15 protein-coding genes are annotated in these 12,875 nt (G+C 69.0%); 13 read left to right on the plus strand and 2 right to left on the minus strand.

Annotation, left to right across the window (positions count from 1 at the left end; genetic code table 11):
• Positions 1–3 precede the first annotated feature (3 nt).
• The 8 genes from rplF to map all read left to right on the plus strand — a co-directional run bounded on the left by rplF (position 4) and on the right by map (position 5,282).
• Positions 4–543, plus strand: coding sequence for a 50S ribosomal protein L6 (gene rplF, locus IPN47_06355; protein MBK9407662.1), 540 nt, complete (start codon positions 4–6; stop codon positions 541–543).
• Between the two features lie 8 nt (positions 544–551).
• Positions 552–899, plus strand: a complete 348-nt coding sequence (locus tag IPN47_06360; GenBank protein MBK9407663.1) for a 50S ribosomal protein L18 — start codon at positions 552–554, stop codon at positions 897–899.
• A 2-nt stretch (positions 900–901) separates the two neighbouring features.
• Positions 902–1,666 (plus strand): 30S ribosomal protein S5, encoded by a 765-nt coding sequence (gene rpsE / locus IPN47_06365; protein ID MBK9407664.1) that lies wholly within the window; start codon positions 902–904, stop codon positions 1,664–1,666.
• Positions 1,659–1,913, plus strand: coding sequence for a 50S ribosomal protein L30 (gene rpmD, locus IPN47_06370; GenBank protein ID MBK9407665.1), 255 nt, complete (start codon positions 1,659–1,661; stop codon positions 1,911–1,913). The genes rpsE and rpmD overlap by 8 nt, the downstream gene beginning before the upstream one ends.
• A gap of 22 nt (positions 1,914–1,935) precedes the next feature.
• A complete protein-coding gene (gene rplO, locus IPN47_06375; protein MBK9407666.1) occupies positions 1,936–2,385 on the plus strand; it encodes a 50S ribosomal protein L15 in 450 nt (149 codons plus the stop codon).
• Positions 2,386–3,717 (plus strand): preprotein translocase subunit SecY, encoded by a 1,332-nt coding sequence (gene secY, locus IPN47_06380; protein ID MBK9407667.1) that lies wholly within the window; start codon positions 2,386–2,388, stop codon positions 3,715–3,717.
• 155 nt (positions 3,718–3,872) lie between these two features.
• On the plus strand, positions 3,873–4,520 hold the full coding sequence (locus IPN47_06385; GenBank protein ID MBK9407668.1) for an adenylate kinase: 648 nt from the start codon (positions 3,873–3,875) through the stop codon (positions 4,518–4,520).
• A 3-nt stretch (positions 4,521–4,523) separates the two neighbouring features.
• On the plus strand, positions 4,524–5,282 hold the full coding sequence (gene map / locus IPN47_06390) for a type I methionyl aminopeptidase (protein MBK9407669.1): 759 nt from the start codon (positions 4,524–4,526) through the stop codon (positions 5,280–5,282).
• 78 nt (positions 5,283–5,360) lie between these two features.
• Here map and ftcD read toward each other — a convergent pair whose 3' ends face one another.
• Positions 5,361–6,884, minus strand: a complete 1,524-nt coding sequence (ftcD, locus tag IPN47_06395) for a glutamate formimidoyltransferase (GenBank protein ID MBK9407670.1) — start codon at positions 6,882–6,884, stop codon at positions 5,361–5,363.
• 348 nt (positions 6,885–7,232) lie between these two features.
• Positions 7,233–8,057 carry an inositol monophosphatase gene (locus IPN47_06400; GenBank protein MBK9407671.1) on the minus strand — a complete coding sequence of 275 codons (825 nt, stop codon included), beginning with the start codon at positions 8,055–8,057 and terminating at the stop codon, positions 7,233–7,235.
• A gap of 24 nt (positions 8,058–8,081) precedes the next feature.
• On the opposite strand from IPN47_06400, the gene trpS reads away from it, so the two are divergent.
• The 5 genes from trpS to IPN47_06425 all read left to right on the plus strand — a co-directional run bounded on the left by trpS (position 8,082) and on the right by IPN47_06425 (position 12,786).
• Positions 8,082–9,056 carry a tryptophan--tRNA ligase gene (trpS, locus tag IPN47_06405; GenBank protein MBK9407672.1) on the plus strand — a complete coding sequence of 325 codons (975 nt, stop codon included), beginning with the start codon at positions 8,082–8,084 and terminating at the stop codon, positions 9,054–9,056.
• Positions 9,053–10,096, plus strand: coding sequence for a D-2-hydroxyacid dehydrogenase (locus IPN47_06410; protein MBK9407673.1), 1,044 nt, complete (start codon positions 9,053–9,055; stop codon positions 10,094–10,096). The genes trpS and IPN47_06410 overlap by 4 nt, the downstream gene beginning before the upstream one ends.
• A 3-nt stretch (positions 10,097–10,099) precedes the next feature.
• A complete protein-coding gene (locus tag IPN47_06415; GenBank protein ID MBK9407674.1) occupies positions 10,100–11,242 on the plus strand; it encodes a PilT/PilU family type 4a pilus ATPase in 1,143 nt (380 codons plus the stop codon).
• The gene (locus IPN47_06420; protein MBK9407675.1) at positions 11,239–12,138 is read left to right on the plus strand and encodes a dihydrodipicolinate synthase family protein; all 900 of its coding nucleotides are present in this window, start codon (positions 11,239–11,241) and stop codon (positions 12,136–12,138) included. The genes IPN47_06415 and IPN47_06420 overlap by 4 nt, the downstream gene beginning before the upstream one ends.
• Positions 12,139–12,288: 150 nt before the next feature.
• Complete coding sequence (locus tag IPN47_06425; GenBank protein MBK9407676.1) at positions 12,289–12,786, plus strand: DUF456 domain-containing protein; 498 nt, start codon at positions 12,289–12,291, stop codon at positions 12,784–12,786.
• The last annotated feature ends 89 nt before the right edge of the window (positions 12,787–12,875 follow it).

The following is a 12,875-nucleotide window of genomic DNA, read 5'->3' on the forward strand; positions in this document are numbered from 1 at the left end:
ACGATGTCACGAATTGGGAAGCATCCCGTCCCCGTCCCCGCAGGGGTGACGGTGGACTTGAAGGGCTCGGCGCTGACGGTGAAGGGAGCCAAGGGCGAGTTGTCGCGCGTCTTTCACCCGGACATGATCCTCGCGTACGAGAACGGGCAGATCACGGTGAACCGTCCGTCGGACGAGTCGCGCCACAAGGCGCTGCACGGGCTGACGCGGACGCTGGTCTCGAACATGGTCGAAGGCGTCACGAAGGGGTTCGTTCGCCAGCTGGAGATCACGGGCGTCGGGTACAAGGCCGAGGTGAAGCCGTACGGCCTGCTGATGTCGTTAGGATATTCGCACACGATTGAGGTGAAGGCCCCCGCTGGCGTGAAGCTGTCCGCGCCGCAGCCGACGCAGGTCCTGGTCGAAGGGGCGGACAAGGAAGTCGTGGGGCGCATCGCATCGGAGATTCGCAAGCTGCGCAAGCCGGAGCCGTACAAGGGCAAGGGCGTGCGCTACGCGGGCGAGATCATTCGCCGGAAGGCCGGCAAGGCGGGAGGCAAGTAATGCGTAGCATGGGAATCCCGAAGACGCGCCAGGAACTCCGGTATCGCCGGCACCTGCGCATCCGGAAGCGGGTCATGGGGACGGCCGAGCGGCCGCGCCTGGTCATCTTCCGTTCGCTGAAGCACATCTACGCACAGTTGGTCGACGACGTGTCCAAGAAGACCGTCCTGACGATTGGCGATGGCAAGCTGACCGGGAAGAAGGCCGAGAAGGCTTCTGAGGTCGGCAAGGCGCTGGCCGCGGCGGCGAAGGAGCAGGGCATTGCGAAGGTGGTATTCGATCGCGCGGGTTATCGTTATCACGGCCGCGTGAAGGCGCTGGCCGATGGCGCCCGCGAGGGCGGTCTGGAGTTCTGAAAATGGCTGAGAACGAGACAACTGGTTCTGCGACCGGCGGGTCGCGCCCTGCAGGTGGCGGTGGTGGTCGCGGCGGACGCGGCGGCCCCGGCGGCGGTCGTGGTGGCCGCGGCGGCGGCGGCGCGGGCCGTGGCGCTCCCGGAGGGGGCGGCGCTGGACGCGGACGTGAAGGGGGCCCGGGTGGCGGCGGTCGCGATGGCGGCCGTGGCCCGCGTGGCGGCGGCGAGCAGCAGGCGCGTGGTGGGGAAGGCGCGTCGGATCTCGTCGAGAACGTGGTCGCGATCAATCGCGTCGCGAAGGTCGTGAAGGGTGGTCGTCGCTTCTCCTTCAACGCGCTGGTCGCCGTCGGCGACGGGCAGGGGAAGGTGGGCTTCGCGACGGGGAAGGCGAACGAAGTGTCCGAGGCGGTCCGCAAGGCCGTCGAGGGGGCGCGTCGCAAGATGGTCTCCGTCCCGCTGACCGGATCGACGATCCCGCACGAGGTGGTCGGCCAGCACGGGGCCGGTCGCGTGTTGATGAAGCCTGCGGCGCCTGGCGCCGGGGTGATTGCCGGTGGAGCGGTGCGCGCCGTGATGGAGTGCGCCGGGATCACCGACATCCTGACGAAGTCGTTAGGCTCGACGAACCCGCACAACATGGTGCGCGCGGCGTTCGACGGCCTCATGCAGCTCACGACGGTCGAGCAGATTGCGCGCGAGCGCGGCGTCGAGTCGTCGGCGATCGGCTACCGGTCGCGTCACAAGGGGAAGGAGGTCTCCCATGCCTAGGACATTCGTGTGGCACCCGACGCGTGGCCCCAAGGTCACGCCGAAGGACGTAGCCCCGACCGGCGGCAAGGTCCAGATCACGCAGGTCAAGAGTGGGATCGGACACAGCGAGACGATGCGCCTGACGCTTCGCGCGCTGGGTCTCCGGCACCACCAGAGCTCCGTCATTCAGCAGGATACGGCCGCGCTTCGCGGCGCGATCAAGAAGGTGCGGCACCTGGTCAAGGTGACGCCAGTTAAGGAGTGAGACTGTGGCGACCCAGGAAAAGATCGGGCTGCATAACCTCTCGCCGGCACCGGGTTCCCACCGGAACCGGAAGCGCCTCGGGCGCGGCCCCGGCTCCGGCCAGGGGAAGACGGCGGGCAAGGGACATAAGGGAAGCATGGCGCGCGCGGGGCACGGTGGCCCGGGCGGCGGCAAGCCGGGGTTCGAGGGCGGGCAGATGCCGCTCACGCGCCGGATTCCGAAGCGCGGCTTCAACAATGACCGTTTCCGCGTGGAGCACCAGGTGGTGCGCCTCGCCGACCTCGCGAAGGTCGACGGGAACGACGTGACGCGCGAGTCGCTCGCCAAGGCCGGGCTGATCAAGCTCAGCAAGGGTCCGGCGAAGCTCCTGGCGACCGGCGAGGTGCCGGGTGCCTACACCGTGCGCGGCATCAAGGTCAGCGGCAGCGCGCGAGAGAAGATCGCCGCGGCCGGTGGCCGCATCGAGGAGTAAATGGCCCAGCCTAATCCGGCCCAGGCGCTCGCGAACATTCGCAACACGCCGGAGCTCTGGGAGAAGATCGTCTTCACGTTCCTCTGCCTGGCGCTGTACCGGGTCGGGGCGCACGTCACCGTTCCCGGCGTCGACGTCATCGCACTGACCGACTTCTTCGCCAATCAGGGATCGGGCGGGCTCCTCGGGCTCTATGACCTGTTCGTGGGCGGTGGCCTGTCGCGTGCGACGGTCTTCGCCCTCGGCATCATGCCCTACATCTCGTCGTCCATCTTCGTGCAGATCGCCGGGGCGGTGATCCCGACGGTCGACAAGATGCAGAAGGACGAGGAAGGGCGGAAAAAGCTGACGCAGTGGACGCGCTACGGCACCGTCGTCCTCGCCATCGTGCAGGCGTGGGGCTTCGCGTTGTTCACCGAGTCGTTGCAGCAGGCGGTGGCCAACCCCGGCTTCGGGTTCCGCGTGCAAACGGCGTTGTTCCTGACGACCGGCGCGGTCTTCGTGATGTGGCTGGGCGAGCAGATCACGGAACGCGGCCTCGGCAACGGGGCGTCGCTCCTCATCTTCTTCTCGATCGTCGAGCGTTTCTGGCCGGGGATCGTGCAGACGTTCAAGTTCGTCGGCACCGGGGCAGTTGGCCCGTTCTCGCTCGCGATCCTGGGCGTGGTGATGGCCGCGGTGGTGGCGGGTGTCGTCTCGATCACGCTGGCGGCTCGTCGCGTCCTCATCCAGATCCCGCAGCGCACCATGGCTCGCGGGCGCATGCGTGAGGCCGCCCGCAACTTCATCCCGCTGCGCATCAACTCGTCGGGCGTGATGCCGATCGTCTTCGCGCAGTCGGTGATCGTGGTGCCGGGCGCCATCGCGCAGTTCTCGGGGAACCCCGCCGCGCAGCGCGTGGCGGAGCTGTTCACGCCGGGGACGTGGCTCTATCTCGCCACGTCGGCGATCCTGATCCTCTTCTTCACGTACTTCTACACGTCGATCATCTTCAACCCGATCGACCTGGCCGAGAACCTGAAGAAGCAGGGCGGCTTCATCCCGGGCGTGAAGCCGGGGGCGAAGACGGCGGAGTACATCGATGGCGTCGTCTCGCGCATCACCCTTCCGGGTGCGCTGTTCCTGACGGCCATCGCGCTCCTCCCCGTGGTCATCGCGAAGTGGATCAACGTGCCGTTCCAGTTCGGCGGCACCTCGCTCCTCATCGTGGTCGGCGTTGCGCTCGATACGATGTCGCAGATGCAGCAGCACCTCCTGCTGCGGAAGTACGACGGCTTCATGAAGAAGGGGCGCGTTCGCTTCCGCGGTCGGCAGGCGACTGGCGGGTTCTGATCCGCACGGCGTGCGCCCGATGTGGCGCGCGGCTTGAGACGATGGCCCAAAGTTCGCATGACCCGGCGGTGCGCCTCGCGTTCGCCGGGTCGTGTGTTCCACACCTCGATCGTTCCGTCACGTGTTGACGATTCACCTCACGACGTAGCCGTCCGATGATCATCGTCCTGCTGGGTCCCCCTGGCGCCGGCAAAGGCACGCAGGGAGAACGACTCGCCGAGCAACTCGGCATTCCGAAGCTCGCGACCGGCGATGTCCTGCGGGCGGCGGTGCGTGAAGGGACGCCGCTGGGCCTGGCGGCGAAGGCCGCGATGGATCGCGGAGATTTGGTGCCGGACGACGTGATCCTGGGGATCATGAAGGAGGCCCTAGCGTCGCCGACGGCGGCCAAGGGGGTCATCCTGGACGGCGTCGTGCGCACGACCCCGCAGGCCGAGGGACTGGCGCGCGTGCTCGAGGAACTGGGGCGCCCGCTGGACGCGGTCCTCGTGGTCGAGGCGCCTGACGAGGCGATCGTGGCGCGCCTGAGTTCGCGCACCGTGTGCGACGTGTGCCAGCGCCCGTTCACCGGCCGCGAGCCGGGCGAGCGGTGCAACATCGACGGACATCAGCCCGAAGGGACGCTGGTGCGGCGCAAGGACGACGAGCCCGAGGCCGTTCGCAACCGGCTCGCGGTGTACCAGCGCCAGACGGCACCGGTCATCGACTGGTATCGCACCCATGGGGCGCCGCTGCGCTTCGTGGATGGGATGGGGACGCTCGACGAGGTCCTGGGGCGCATCCGAGTCTCGTTAGGGATCTGAACCGTGGTACACCTCAAGTCGTCGCGCGAGATCGAGATCATGGCGCGGGGCGGGCAGCTGCTGGCCCGCACGCTGGAACTGCTCAAGAGCCGCGTGCGTCCGGGGATCAGCACCAAGGAGCTGGACACGATTGCGGACGAGTTCATCCGCAGCCAGCCGGGGGCGAGTGCGGCATTCAAGGGGCTGTACGGCTTTCCGGGTTCGGTGTGCATCTCGATCAACGAGGAGATCGTGCACGGCATCCCCTCGGCCAAGCGCATCCTCAAGGAGGGTGACATCGTGTCGCTCGACTTCGGGGTGAAGCTCGAGGGGTACTTCACCGACGCGGCCATCACGGTCCCGGTGGGGGAGATCACGGCGCAGGACCAGACGCTCCTCGCGGTGACCCAGGAGGCCCTAGCGGCCGGGATCGCGGCGGCTCGCGTGGGGAACCACATCGGCGACATCGGCGCGGCAATCTCGGGGGTCGTGCGGCCCGCGGGGTTCACGACGGCGGACGACCTGGTGGGGCACTATGTCGGCACCAAGCCGCATGGCGATCCGCAGGTCCCAAACTTCGGAAAGCCAAAGCGCGGCGCGCGGCTGCTGGCGGGGCTCACGATCGCGATCGAGCCGATGGTGAACGTGGGAGCGTCGCCCATTCGTACGCTCTCCGACCGGTGGACGGTGGTGACGGCCGACGGATCGCGCTCGGCGCACTTCGAGCACACCATCGCGATCCTCGACGAGGGGCCGCGGATCCTGACCTCGCTGGTCGCGTAGCGCGCGACGGCGAGCAGCACGAAGGGCCGGCCGCGAACGCGCGGCCGGCCCTTCGTCGCAACGGGGGCTCGACGATCGTCAGGCGCCGATCGCCGATTCCACCACGCTGGTCGCCGCGTCGGCGCTGGCGCGTGCGCTCTCCAGCAGGGCGCGCGATTCCTCGAGGAGTCGTGCGCCGATCGATCGGTCGCTCAACGAGGCGACGTTGATGCGCACGTTGTACACGGCGCCGCGGCATGCCGCTTCGGCGAGCAGTGCGGCGACGCCGGCGTCGGAGGCGCAGTTGGTGTTGCCGTGGCGGGCCGCGCGCTGGGCGAGGTCGGCGACCGCGGCACAGGCGCGCGCGGTCTCGAGCGGGACCTGGGCGGCGCCGAGCAGGGCGTGGTCGATGGCAACGGTCCGCTCGGCGGCCTGCTCCTCGGTGTCCTTCGGGAGCGTGTACGCCTTCATCACGTCGCCATACGCCGCCGCGTCGCGCGCGACGAGGGCGGCGAGGGTGCTGCCGAGGGCGGCGGCTTCCAGGGCCAACGCCTTCATGTCGTCCTCAACGGCGGCGTACTTTTTCCGGCCGATGGTCAGGCCGGCGACCATCTGGGCGAGCGACGCGCCTAACGCCCCGACGTGTGCGGCCACCGAGCCACCACCGGGGGCCGGCGTGGGGGCGGCGACGCTGGCGACGAAGCCGCTGAGGGTCTCGCCGCCGGCGATGGCCGCGCGCACCTTGCGTTCGAGGACGAGCTCGGGGGAGAAGCCGCGCAGTTGCAGGTGGCGGGCCGCGGTGTCGAAGAGCGCGCGTTCGGGGACGAGGCCGACGATCTCCGACCAGGTGGGCGACACGCCCTGCGCCTGGGCCTCCAGCTTGACCATGTCGAAGGCGCGGTAGAGGGGGGTCTTCTCGATGTCGACGAGGTTCATCGAGACCTGTGCCTGTCCGTCGACCTCGAGACCGAGCCCCTTCACGTAGCGCAGCCCGCCTGACGAGTGCCGGAGCGCCTTGGCGACGTCCTTGGCGACCTGGAGGTTCTCCCGTGGCCCGAGGTAGACGTTGTAGGCGACCAGGAAGGGGCGGGCGCCGATGGCCGTGGCTCCGGCGGTCGGGTGGATGACGGCTTCGCCGAAGTCGGGGCGACGGGCGGGGTTGGTGGCGATCTCATCGCGCAGCCCCTCGAACTCACCGCGCCGGACGTCGGCGAGGTTCTCACGCGTCGGCGTCGTCGCGGCGCGCTCGTAGAGGTACACCGGGATGCGCAGCTCGGCGGCGGCGCGGGCGCCTAACGCACGGGCGAGGGCGATGCAGTCGTCCATCGTCGCCCCCTCGAGCGGGATGAAGGGGACGACGTCGGTGGCGCCGATTCGTGGATGCTCGCCCTGGTGGGCGGTGAGGTCGATGTGGGCGGCCGCGGTGCGCATGCCGGCGAAGGCGGCGTCGACGGCGTGCTCGTGCGGGGCGACGAAGGTGACGACGGTGCGGTTGTGCGAGGCGTCGCTGGAGACGTCGAGGACGACGACCCCCTCGACGCCGGCGATGGCGTCACGAATGGCGGCGATGACTTCGGGGCGGCGCCCCTCGGAGAAGTTGGGGACGCACTCGACGAGCTTCATGGGACGGAGGATCGGAAGACGAGAAGACGAGAAGACGAGAAGACGAGAAGACGAGAAGACGAGAGGAGTGGAACTCGAGATGAGGAGACTACCGGTCGCCGGCGCGACGCGGGCAGGCGACGACGCGGCGACCATGCGGCGACGACGCGAGGCGATCGGGCGACGACGCCGGGAGGGGCGTGGGGGGCCCCCCCGAGCAGAAGATGCGCGCGCGTCTCACGCTTTGCATCACCATTTCCGCGCTCCCCGCATCAATTCACCGCGCGGGGTCGCGACGTCGCGCCATGTCGCCGACGTCGCCGCACGCGCCGGCGGCGCGCGACAAGACTCACCTCGCCACTCCCCGCCCTAGCCTCCCGCCCCCTCCCCACGCAGCTGCGCCAGCAACCAGTCGTGCATGATGCCGTTGCTCGCCACCACCGACGTATGCGCCGGCTGGATGTCGCGCCCCGCCACATCGGTGACCCGCCCCCCGGCCTCCCGCACCAGCAGGATCCCCGCGGCGATGTCCCACGGGGCGAGCGACAGCTCCCAGAAGCCGTCGAAGCTGCCGGACGCGACGTGCGCCAGGTCGAGCGCGGCCGACCCCGCGCGCCGCACCCCCGAGGTCTGCGAAATCACGCGCCCGAGTTGGGCCAGATACGGCTCGATCTCGTCGGCTTTCTTGAACGGGAATCCCGTCGCGAAGAGCGCGCGCAGTGGGGCGTCGGTCGCGGCGACCGAGAGCCGCTCACCATCACGAAAGGCACCGCCCCCCGACGTCGCAGAGTAGGTGGTGCCGAGCGGGATCTGGACCACCACGCCGACAGTGAGTTCGCCTCCGACCATGGCGCCGATGGATACGGCGTACTCGGGATAGCCGTGCAGGAAGTTGGTGGTGCCGTCGAGTGGATCGACGACGAAGACGATCCCATCGGTCGACGCGGCTCCCGGCGTGAGCTCTTCGCCCAGGACGAGCGCATCGGGGATGCGGTCGAGCAGGTACTCCCCGATGCGAGCCTCGGCGCCGAGGTCGACCTCACTCACGAAGTCGGCGCGCGACTTCACCTGCCAGTCGATCGCTGCGAGGTCACCGGTGCGCGAACGCACGAAGTCCGCGCCGAGTCGGGCGGCGGTGATGGCGGCGTCGAGCAGCTGCGCCTGCAGTGCGGTGTCGTGTCGTTGCGACGGCAAAGTCGGCCCCCTTAAGTTGCTCCGATGCCAAGAATCTTTAGCGGAATCCAGCCGTCCGGGGAACTGCACATCGGGAATTATCTCGGTGCGGTGAAGAACTGGGTCGCGTTGCAGCGCGAGTTCGAGTCGTTCATCTGCATCGTGAACTACCACGCGATCACCCAGCCGTTCGTCCCGTCCGAGCTGGTGAAGCGCACGCACGAGATGGCGGTGTCGCTGCTCGCGGCCGGGATCGATCCGTCGACGGCGACGCTCTTCGTCCAGTCGGCGGTCCCTGAGCATACCGAGTTGGCGTGGGCGTTCAATGCCATCACCCCGCTGGGCGAGTTGGAGCGACAGACGCAGTTCAAGGACAAGGCGTCGCGCCAGGAGAGCGTGGTGGCCGGCATCCTGAACTACCCCGTCCTGCAGGCCGCCGACATCCTCCTCTATCACGCCGACATCGTTCCCGTGGGCGAGGACCAGATTCAGCACCTCGAGCTGTCGCGCGAGATCGCCCGTCGCTGGAATGCGCGCTTCGAAGAGGGGTACTTCCCGGAACCGCAGCCGCGCCTCACCCCTACCCGTCGCATCCTCGGGCTCGACGGGCAAGCCAAGATGTCGAAGTCGCTGGGGAACACCGTCGCCCTCCTCGAGTCGCCGGCCGCGATCTGGGACAAGCTCCGGCCGGCGGTCACCGACCCGGCACGCGTGCGGAAGACCGACCCGGGCAACCCCGACGTCTGCAACATCTACTCGCTGCACAAGGCGTTTAGCCCCGAGGCGACGCAGCAGGAGGCGGCGTCGCAGTGCCGCAGCGCCGGCTGGGGGTGCATCGACTGCAAGAAGGTGCTGGCGGCGTCGATGGAGGTTGAGCTCGTGCCGATCCGTGCGCGGGCGGCGGAGCTGGCGGCCACGCCGTCGCTGGTGACCGACGCGTTAGGCGACGGGGCGGCGCGCGCCCGCACGGTGGCGCGCGCGACGATGGCCGAGGTGCGGGAGCGCATGGGGCTGGCATGACCGCCCCGCGGCGCCTGGTGGTGGAGGTGAGCGCCCAGGCGCGCAACTGGTCCCTCCCGGTCGCGGGGCTCGAGCGCCTCACGGCCGAGGCGCCGCCGGGGTGGACCGTCGAGGTGCTCGACGAGACCACCCCGTTCCACAAGGATGCGGGGCACGTCGTGACGCCGTCGGCGCTGGCCGCTGCCCCCGAGATGGAGGCCTACTTCGGGTGGGGGATCGCCGAGCCGCTCTTCCAGGCCGCCCCGGCGTTGCGCTGGGTACACTCGGCCGCCGCAGGGGTCGGTCGCTCGCTCTTCCCGGCGATGGGGGCGAGCGACGTCGTCTTCACCAACTCGGCCGGGGTGATGGGGGAGAGCATCGCCGAGCACGTCGTGGGCGGCGTCCTGTACTTCCTGCACGGCTTCGACGTGGCCGTGGACCAGCAGCGGCGTGCGTGCTGGGACAAATCGCCGTTCACGGATGCGCGCGTGGCGATGCGCGAGCTGTGCGAGTGCCGGGTCCTCGTGGTCGGCACGGGCGGGCTCGGTTCTGCCATCGCGCGGCGGTTCCATGCCCTCGGGGCCGCGCGGGTCACAGGGGTGCGCCGGCGCTTGCACCTGGCGCCGCCCCCGGCCTTCGATGCGGTGATCGGGCTCGAGGCGCTCGAGGCGGAGCTCCCGACGACCGATCTGCTCGTGCTGGCCGCCCCGTTGACCCCCGAGACGCGCGCCCTGCTCTCGGCGGAACGAATGGATTGCCTCCCTGCCGGGGCGGTCGTCGTGAACGTAGCGCGCGGTGCGCTCCTGGATGAGGAAGCGCTCGCGCAACGGCTCGCTCGAGGGCAGATTCGAGGGGCGGTGCTCGACGTCTTCGAGGAGGAACCGCTCCCGGCGACGAGTCCGCTGTGGGCCCTCCGCAACGCCTTGGTGACACCGCACGTGGCCTACGTCTCACCGCGGCTTTTCTGGAGGCGCGCGCTGGACCTGTTTCTCGACAACTGGGCGCGCTACACGCGGGGAGAGCCGCTGCGCAACGTGGTAGACAAGCACGCGGGGTATTGATTCGTGGAAAAGATCATCAAGGCGGCAGTCGATCGTGGGGCGTCGGACCTGCACATCAAGGCCGGCGACGTCTTTCGTGCCCGCATCGACGGGAAACTCGTGGCGATGACGAAGCAGGCGCTCACGCCTGAGCAGACGCGGGCCATCGCGATGCGCCTCATCGCCAACGAGAAGGTGAAGGAGCGGATCGACTCGCTGCTCGACTACGACTGCTCCTGGGGGGCCCCCGGCATCGGCCGCTTCCGCGTGAACATCCTGCGGCAGCGTTCGAGCTTCATGATCGTGATGCGGGTGATCCCCTTCAAGGTGCCGACGATCACGGAGCTGTCGCTCCCGCCGGTGCTGGAGAAGATCGCCCTCACCGAGCGCGGCATGGTGCTGGTGACCGGGGTGACGGGGTCGGGGAAGTCGTCGACGCTGGCGGCGATGATCTCGCACATCAACACCAACGTGGAAAAGCACATCGTCACGCTGGAGGAGCCGATCGAGTTCCTGCATCGCGACGTGCGCAGCTCGATCACGCAGCGCGAGATCGGGGTGGATACGGAGAACTTCCGGCAGGGGCTCAAGGCCGCGCTGCGGCAAGACCCGGACGTGATCGTCCTTGGCGAGCTGCGCGACACCGAGACGATCGACACGGCGATGAAGGCGGCCGAGACGGGGCACTTGCTGCTGGCGACCGTGCATACCCCCGACGCGCAGACGACGATCATGCGCATCGTATCGATGTTTCCGCCGGAGGAGCAGGAAGTGGTGCGGTTGCGCCTGGCGGAGTCGCTCCATGGGGTCGTGTCGCAGCGCCTGCTGCCGCGTGCCGACGGCAAGGGGCGTGCGGTGGCGTGCGAGATCATGGTCAACACGCCGACCATCCGCGACCTCATCCTGCAGCAGAATGTCGGGGACATCCGTGACTTCATGGCCGAGGGGCGCGACCAGTACGGGATGCAGACGTTCGACCAGCACCTGGCCGAGATGGTGACGTCGGGGATCGTCTCGTTCGACGTGGCGCTCGCCGCCTCGACCCGCCCGGCCGATTTCGAGCTGTCGATGTCGGTGTTCAAGAAGCCATCGCGAGACATGAACAACGTCGCCGACGGGTTCGGCGGCGACCTCAACCTCAGCACCAACGGAGGGATGTGGCAGTGATCCCGTCGATCAAGGGGATTTTTGCGCCCGTCATCACGACGTTCGACCGGCGCGGCGAACTCGACCTCGATGCGTTCGGCGCCAACCTCAAGGCACACATCGCCGCGGGGCTGCATGGCGTCGTCGTCGCCGGCTCGACCGGCGAGGCCGCGCTGCTCGAGGAGAGCGAACGCCAGCGGCTGGTGGAGATGGCACGCTCGGTCGTGCCCGCCACACACCAGGTCATTGTCGGGACCGGGGCCGAGTCGACCAAGGCGTGCGTACGCCGCTGCCGCGAGGCGGCCGAGCGCGGGGCCAACGCCTGCCTGGTGGTCGCGCCGCACTACTACTCCAACGCCATGTCCAACGCCGCACTGCAGGCGCACTACGAGCGCGTGGCCGACGAGTCGCCCCTCCCGGTCCTGCTGTACAACATCCCCAAGTACATGCACTTCAAGCTCGAGCCCGAGCTGGTCGCCCGCCTGGCGGAGCATGACAACATCGTGGGGATGAAGGACTCGTCAGGCGATCTCGAGACGATGGCGAAGTACCTGCTGGTGCAGGGGCCGCACTTCGGCGTCATCACCGGGCACGGCGGCACCTGGCTCAAGGCGCTCAACATGGGCGTGGTGGGGGGCATCCTCGCCGTCGCCAACTTCGCCACCGAACTCACGCTCGACGTAGCGCGCCTCGCCATGGCCGCGCAGGAGCCCGAGGCATCGGAGGCGCAGCGCCGCCTGACACCGCTCGCCCTCGAGATCGTGGGGCGCATGGGGATCCCCGCGGTGAAGGTCGCGATGGAGCGTGTGGGGCTGCACGGCGGGCCGGTGCGACTCCCCCTGCTCGACAGTTCGCCGGCGGATGCGGCGCAGGTGGCCGAGCTGCTCAAGGAAGCGAGCGTCGCCGTCGTCAGCTGATCGATCGGTCGCGGGCGAATCCCGCCTGATCGTCCGCGCGTAGGGAACGGCGCGGGTCTGGGGTGTCACGCGACACCACCACGCCCGCGCCGTCGTTCGTCGAGCCCTTCGATCGGCCGCTGGTTCGCTCCACGTCGCCCCCACCATCGCATGAGCTTCCTGATCCTCGCCGCGGTCTTCGCCGTCTCGATCTTCCTGGTCGTGCTGGGGCTTCCCGGGCTTTGGCTCATGCTCGGGGCGGCCCTCCTGTACAACTGGCTCGTCCCCGCCGCGGCCATCGGCTCGATCACCCTGGTCATCGCGGCGGGGCTGGCGCTTGTCGCGGAAGTGCTCGAGTTCACCCTCTCGGCACGCTACACCACCAAGTACGGCGGCTCGTCGCGTGCCGGGTGGGGGGCGATCCTGGGCGGCTTCGTGGGGGCGATGGTGGGGATCCCGATCCCGGTGATCGGTAGCGTGATCGGGGCCTTTGCCGGGGCGTTCGTGGGCGCGCTCATCCTCGAGCTGACGCGGGCCGAATCGACGCGCGGGAGTGCGACGCGCGTGGCGTGGGGGGCGCTGATCGGACGTGTGGTCGCGGCGGGGGCGAAGACCGGGCTGGGATGCGCGATGGCGGCGCTCCTGCTCTTCGCGGCGGCCCAACGCTGACGTCGGGCGCGCGGCGGAGCGCCGAGCCCTTCTTCTTCCGAATCATTGCTATTGACGGAACGTGAAGGTTGCATGATTATGCGTTATGC

This window comes from Gemmatimonadota bacterium, assembly GCA_016719105.1.
Lineage (GTDB): Bacteria > Gemmatimonadota > Gemmatimonadetes > Gemmatimonadales > Gemmatimonadaceae > SCN-70-22.

Coding starts and splice junctions, on each gene's coding strand:
- IPN47_06410 (MBK9407673.1), top strand. CDS start 9,053: ATGACCGCCCCGCGGCGCCTGGTGGTGGAGGTGAGCGCCCAGGCGCGC.
- IPN47_06360 (MBK9407663.1), top strand. CDS start 552: ATGGGAATCCCGAAGACGCGCCAGGAACTCCGGTATCGCCGGCACCTG.
- rplF (MBK9407662.1), top strand. CDS start 4: ATGTCACGAATTGGGAAGCATCCCGTCCCCGTCCCCGCAGGGGTGACG.
- rpmD (MBK9407665.1), top strand. CDS start 1,659: ATGCCTAGGACATTCGTGTGGCACCCGACGCGTGGCCCCAAGGTCACG.
- trpS (MBK9407672.1), top strand. CDS start 8,082: ATGCCAAGAATCTTTAGCGGAATCCAGCCGTCCGGGGAACTGCACATC.
- rpsE (MBK9407664.1), top strand. CDS start 902: ATGGCTGAGAACGAGACAACTGGTTCTGCGACCGGCGGGTCGCGCCCT.
- IPN47_06385 (MBK9407668.1), top strand. CDS start 3,873: ATGATCATCGTCCTGCTGGGTCCCCCTGGCGCCGGCAAAGGCACGCAG.
- secY (MBK9407667.1), top strand. CDS start 2,386: ATGGCCCAGCCTAATCCGGCCCAGGCGCTCGCGAACATTCGCAACACG.
- IPN47_06425 (MBK9407676.1), top strand. CDS start 12,289: ATGAGCTTCCTGATCCTCGCCGCGGTCTTCGCCGTCTCGATCTTCCTG.
- ftcD (MBK9407670.1), bottom strand. CDS start 6,884: ATGAAGCTCGTCGAGTGCGTCCCCAACTTCTCCGAGGGGCGCCGCCCC.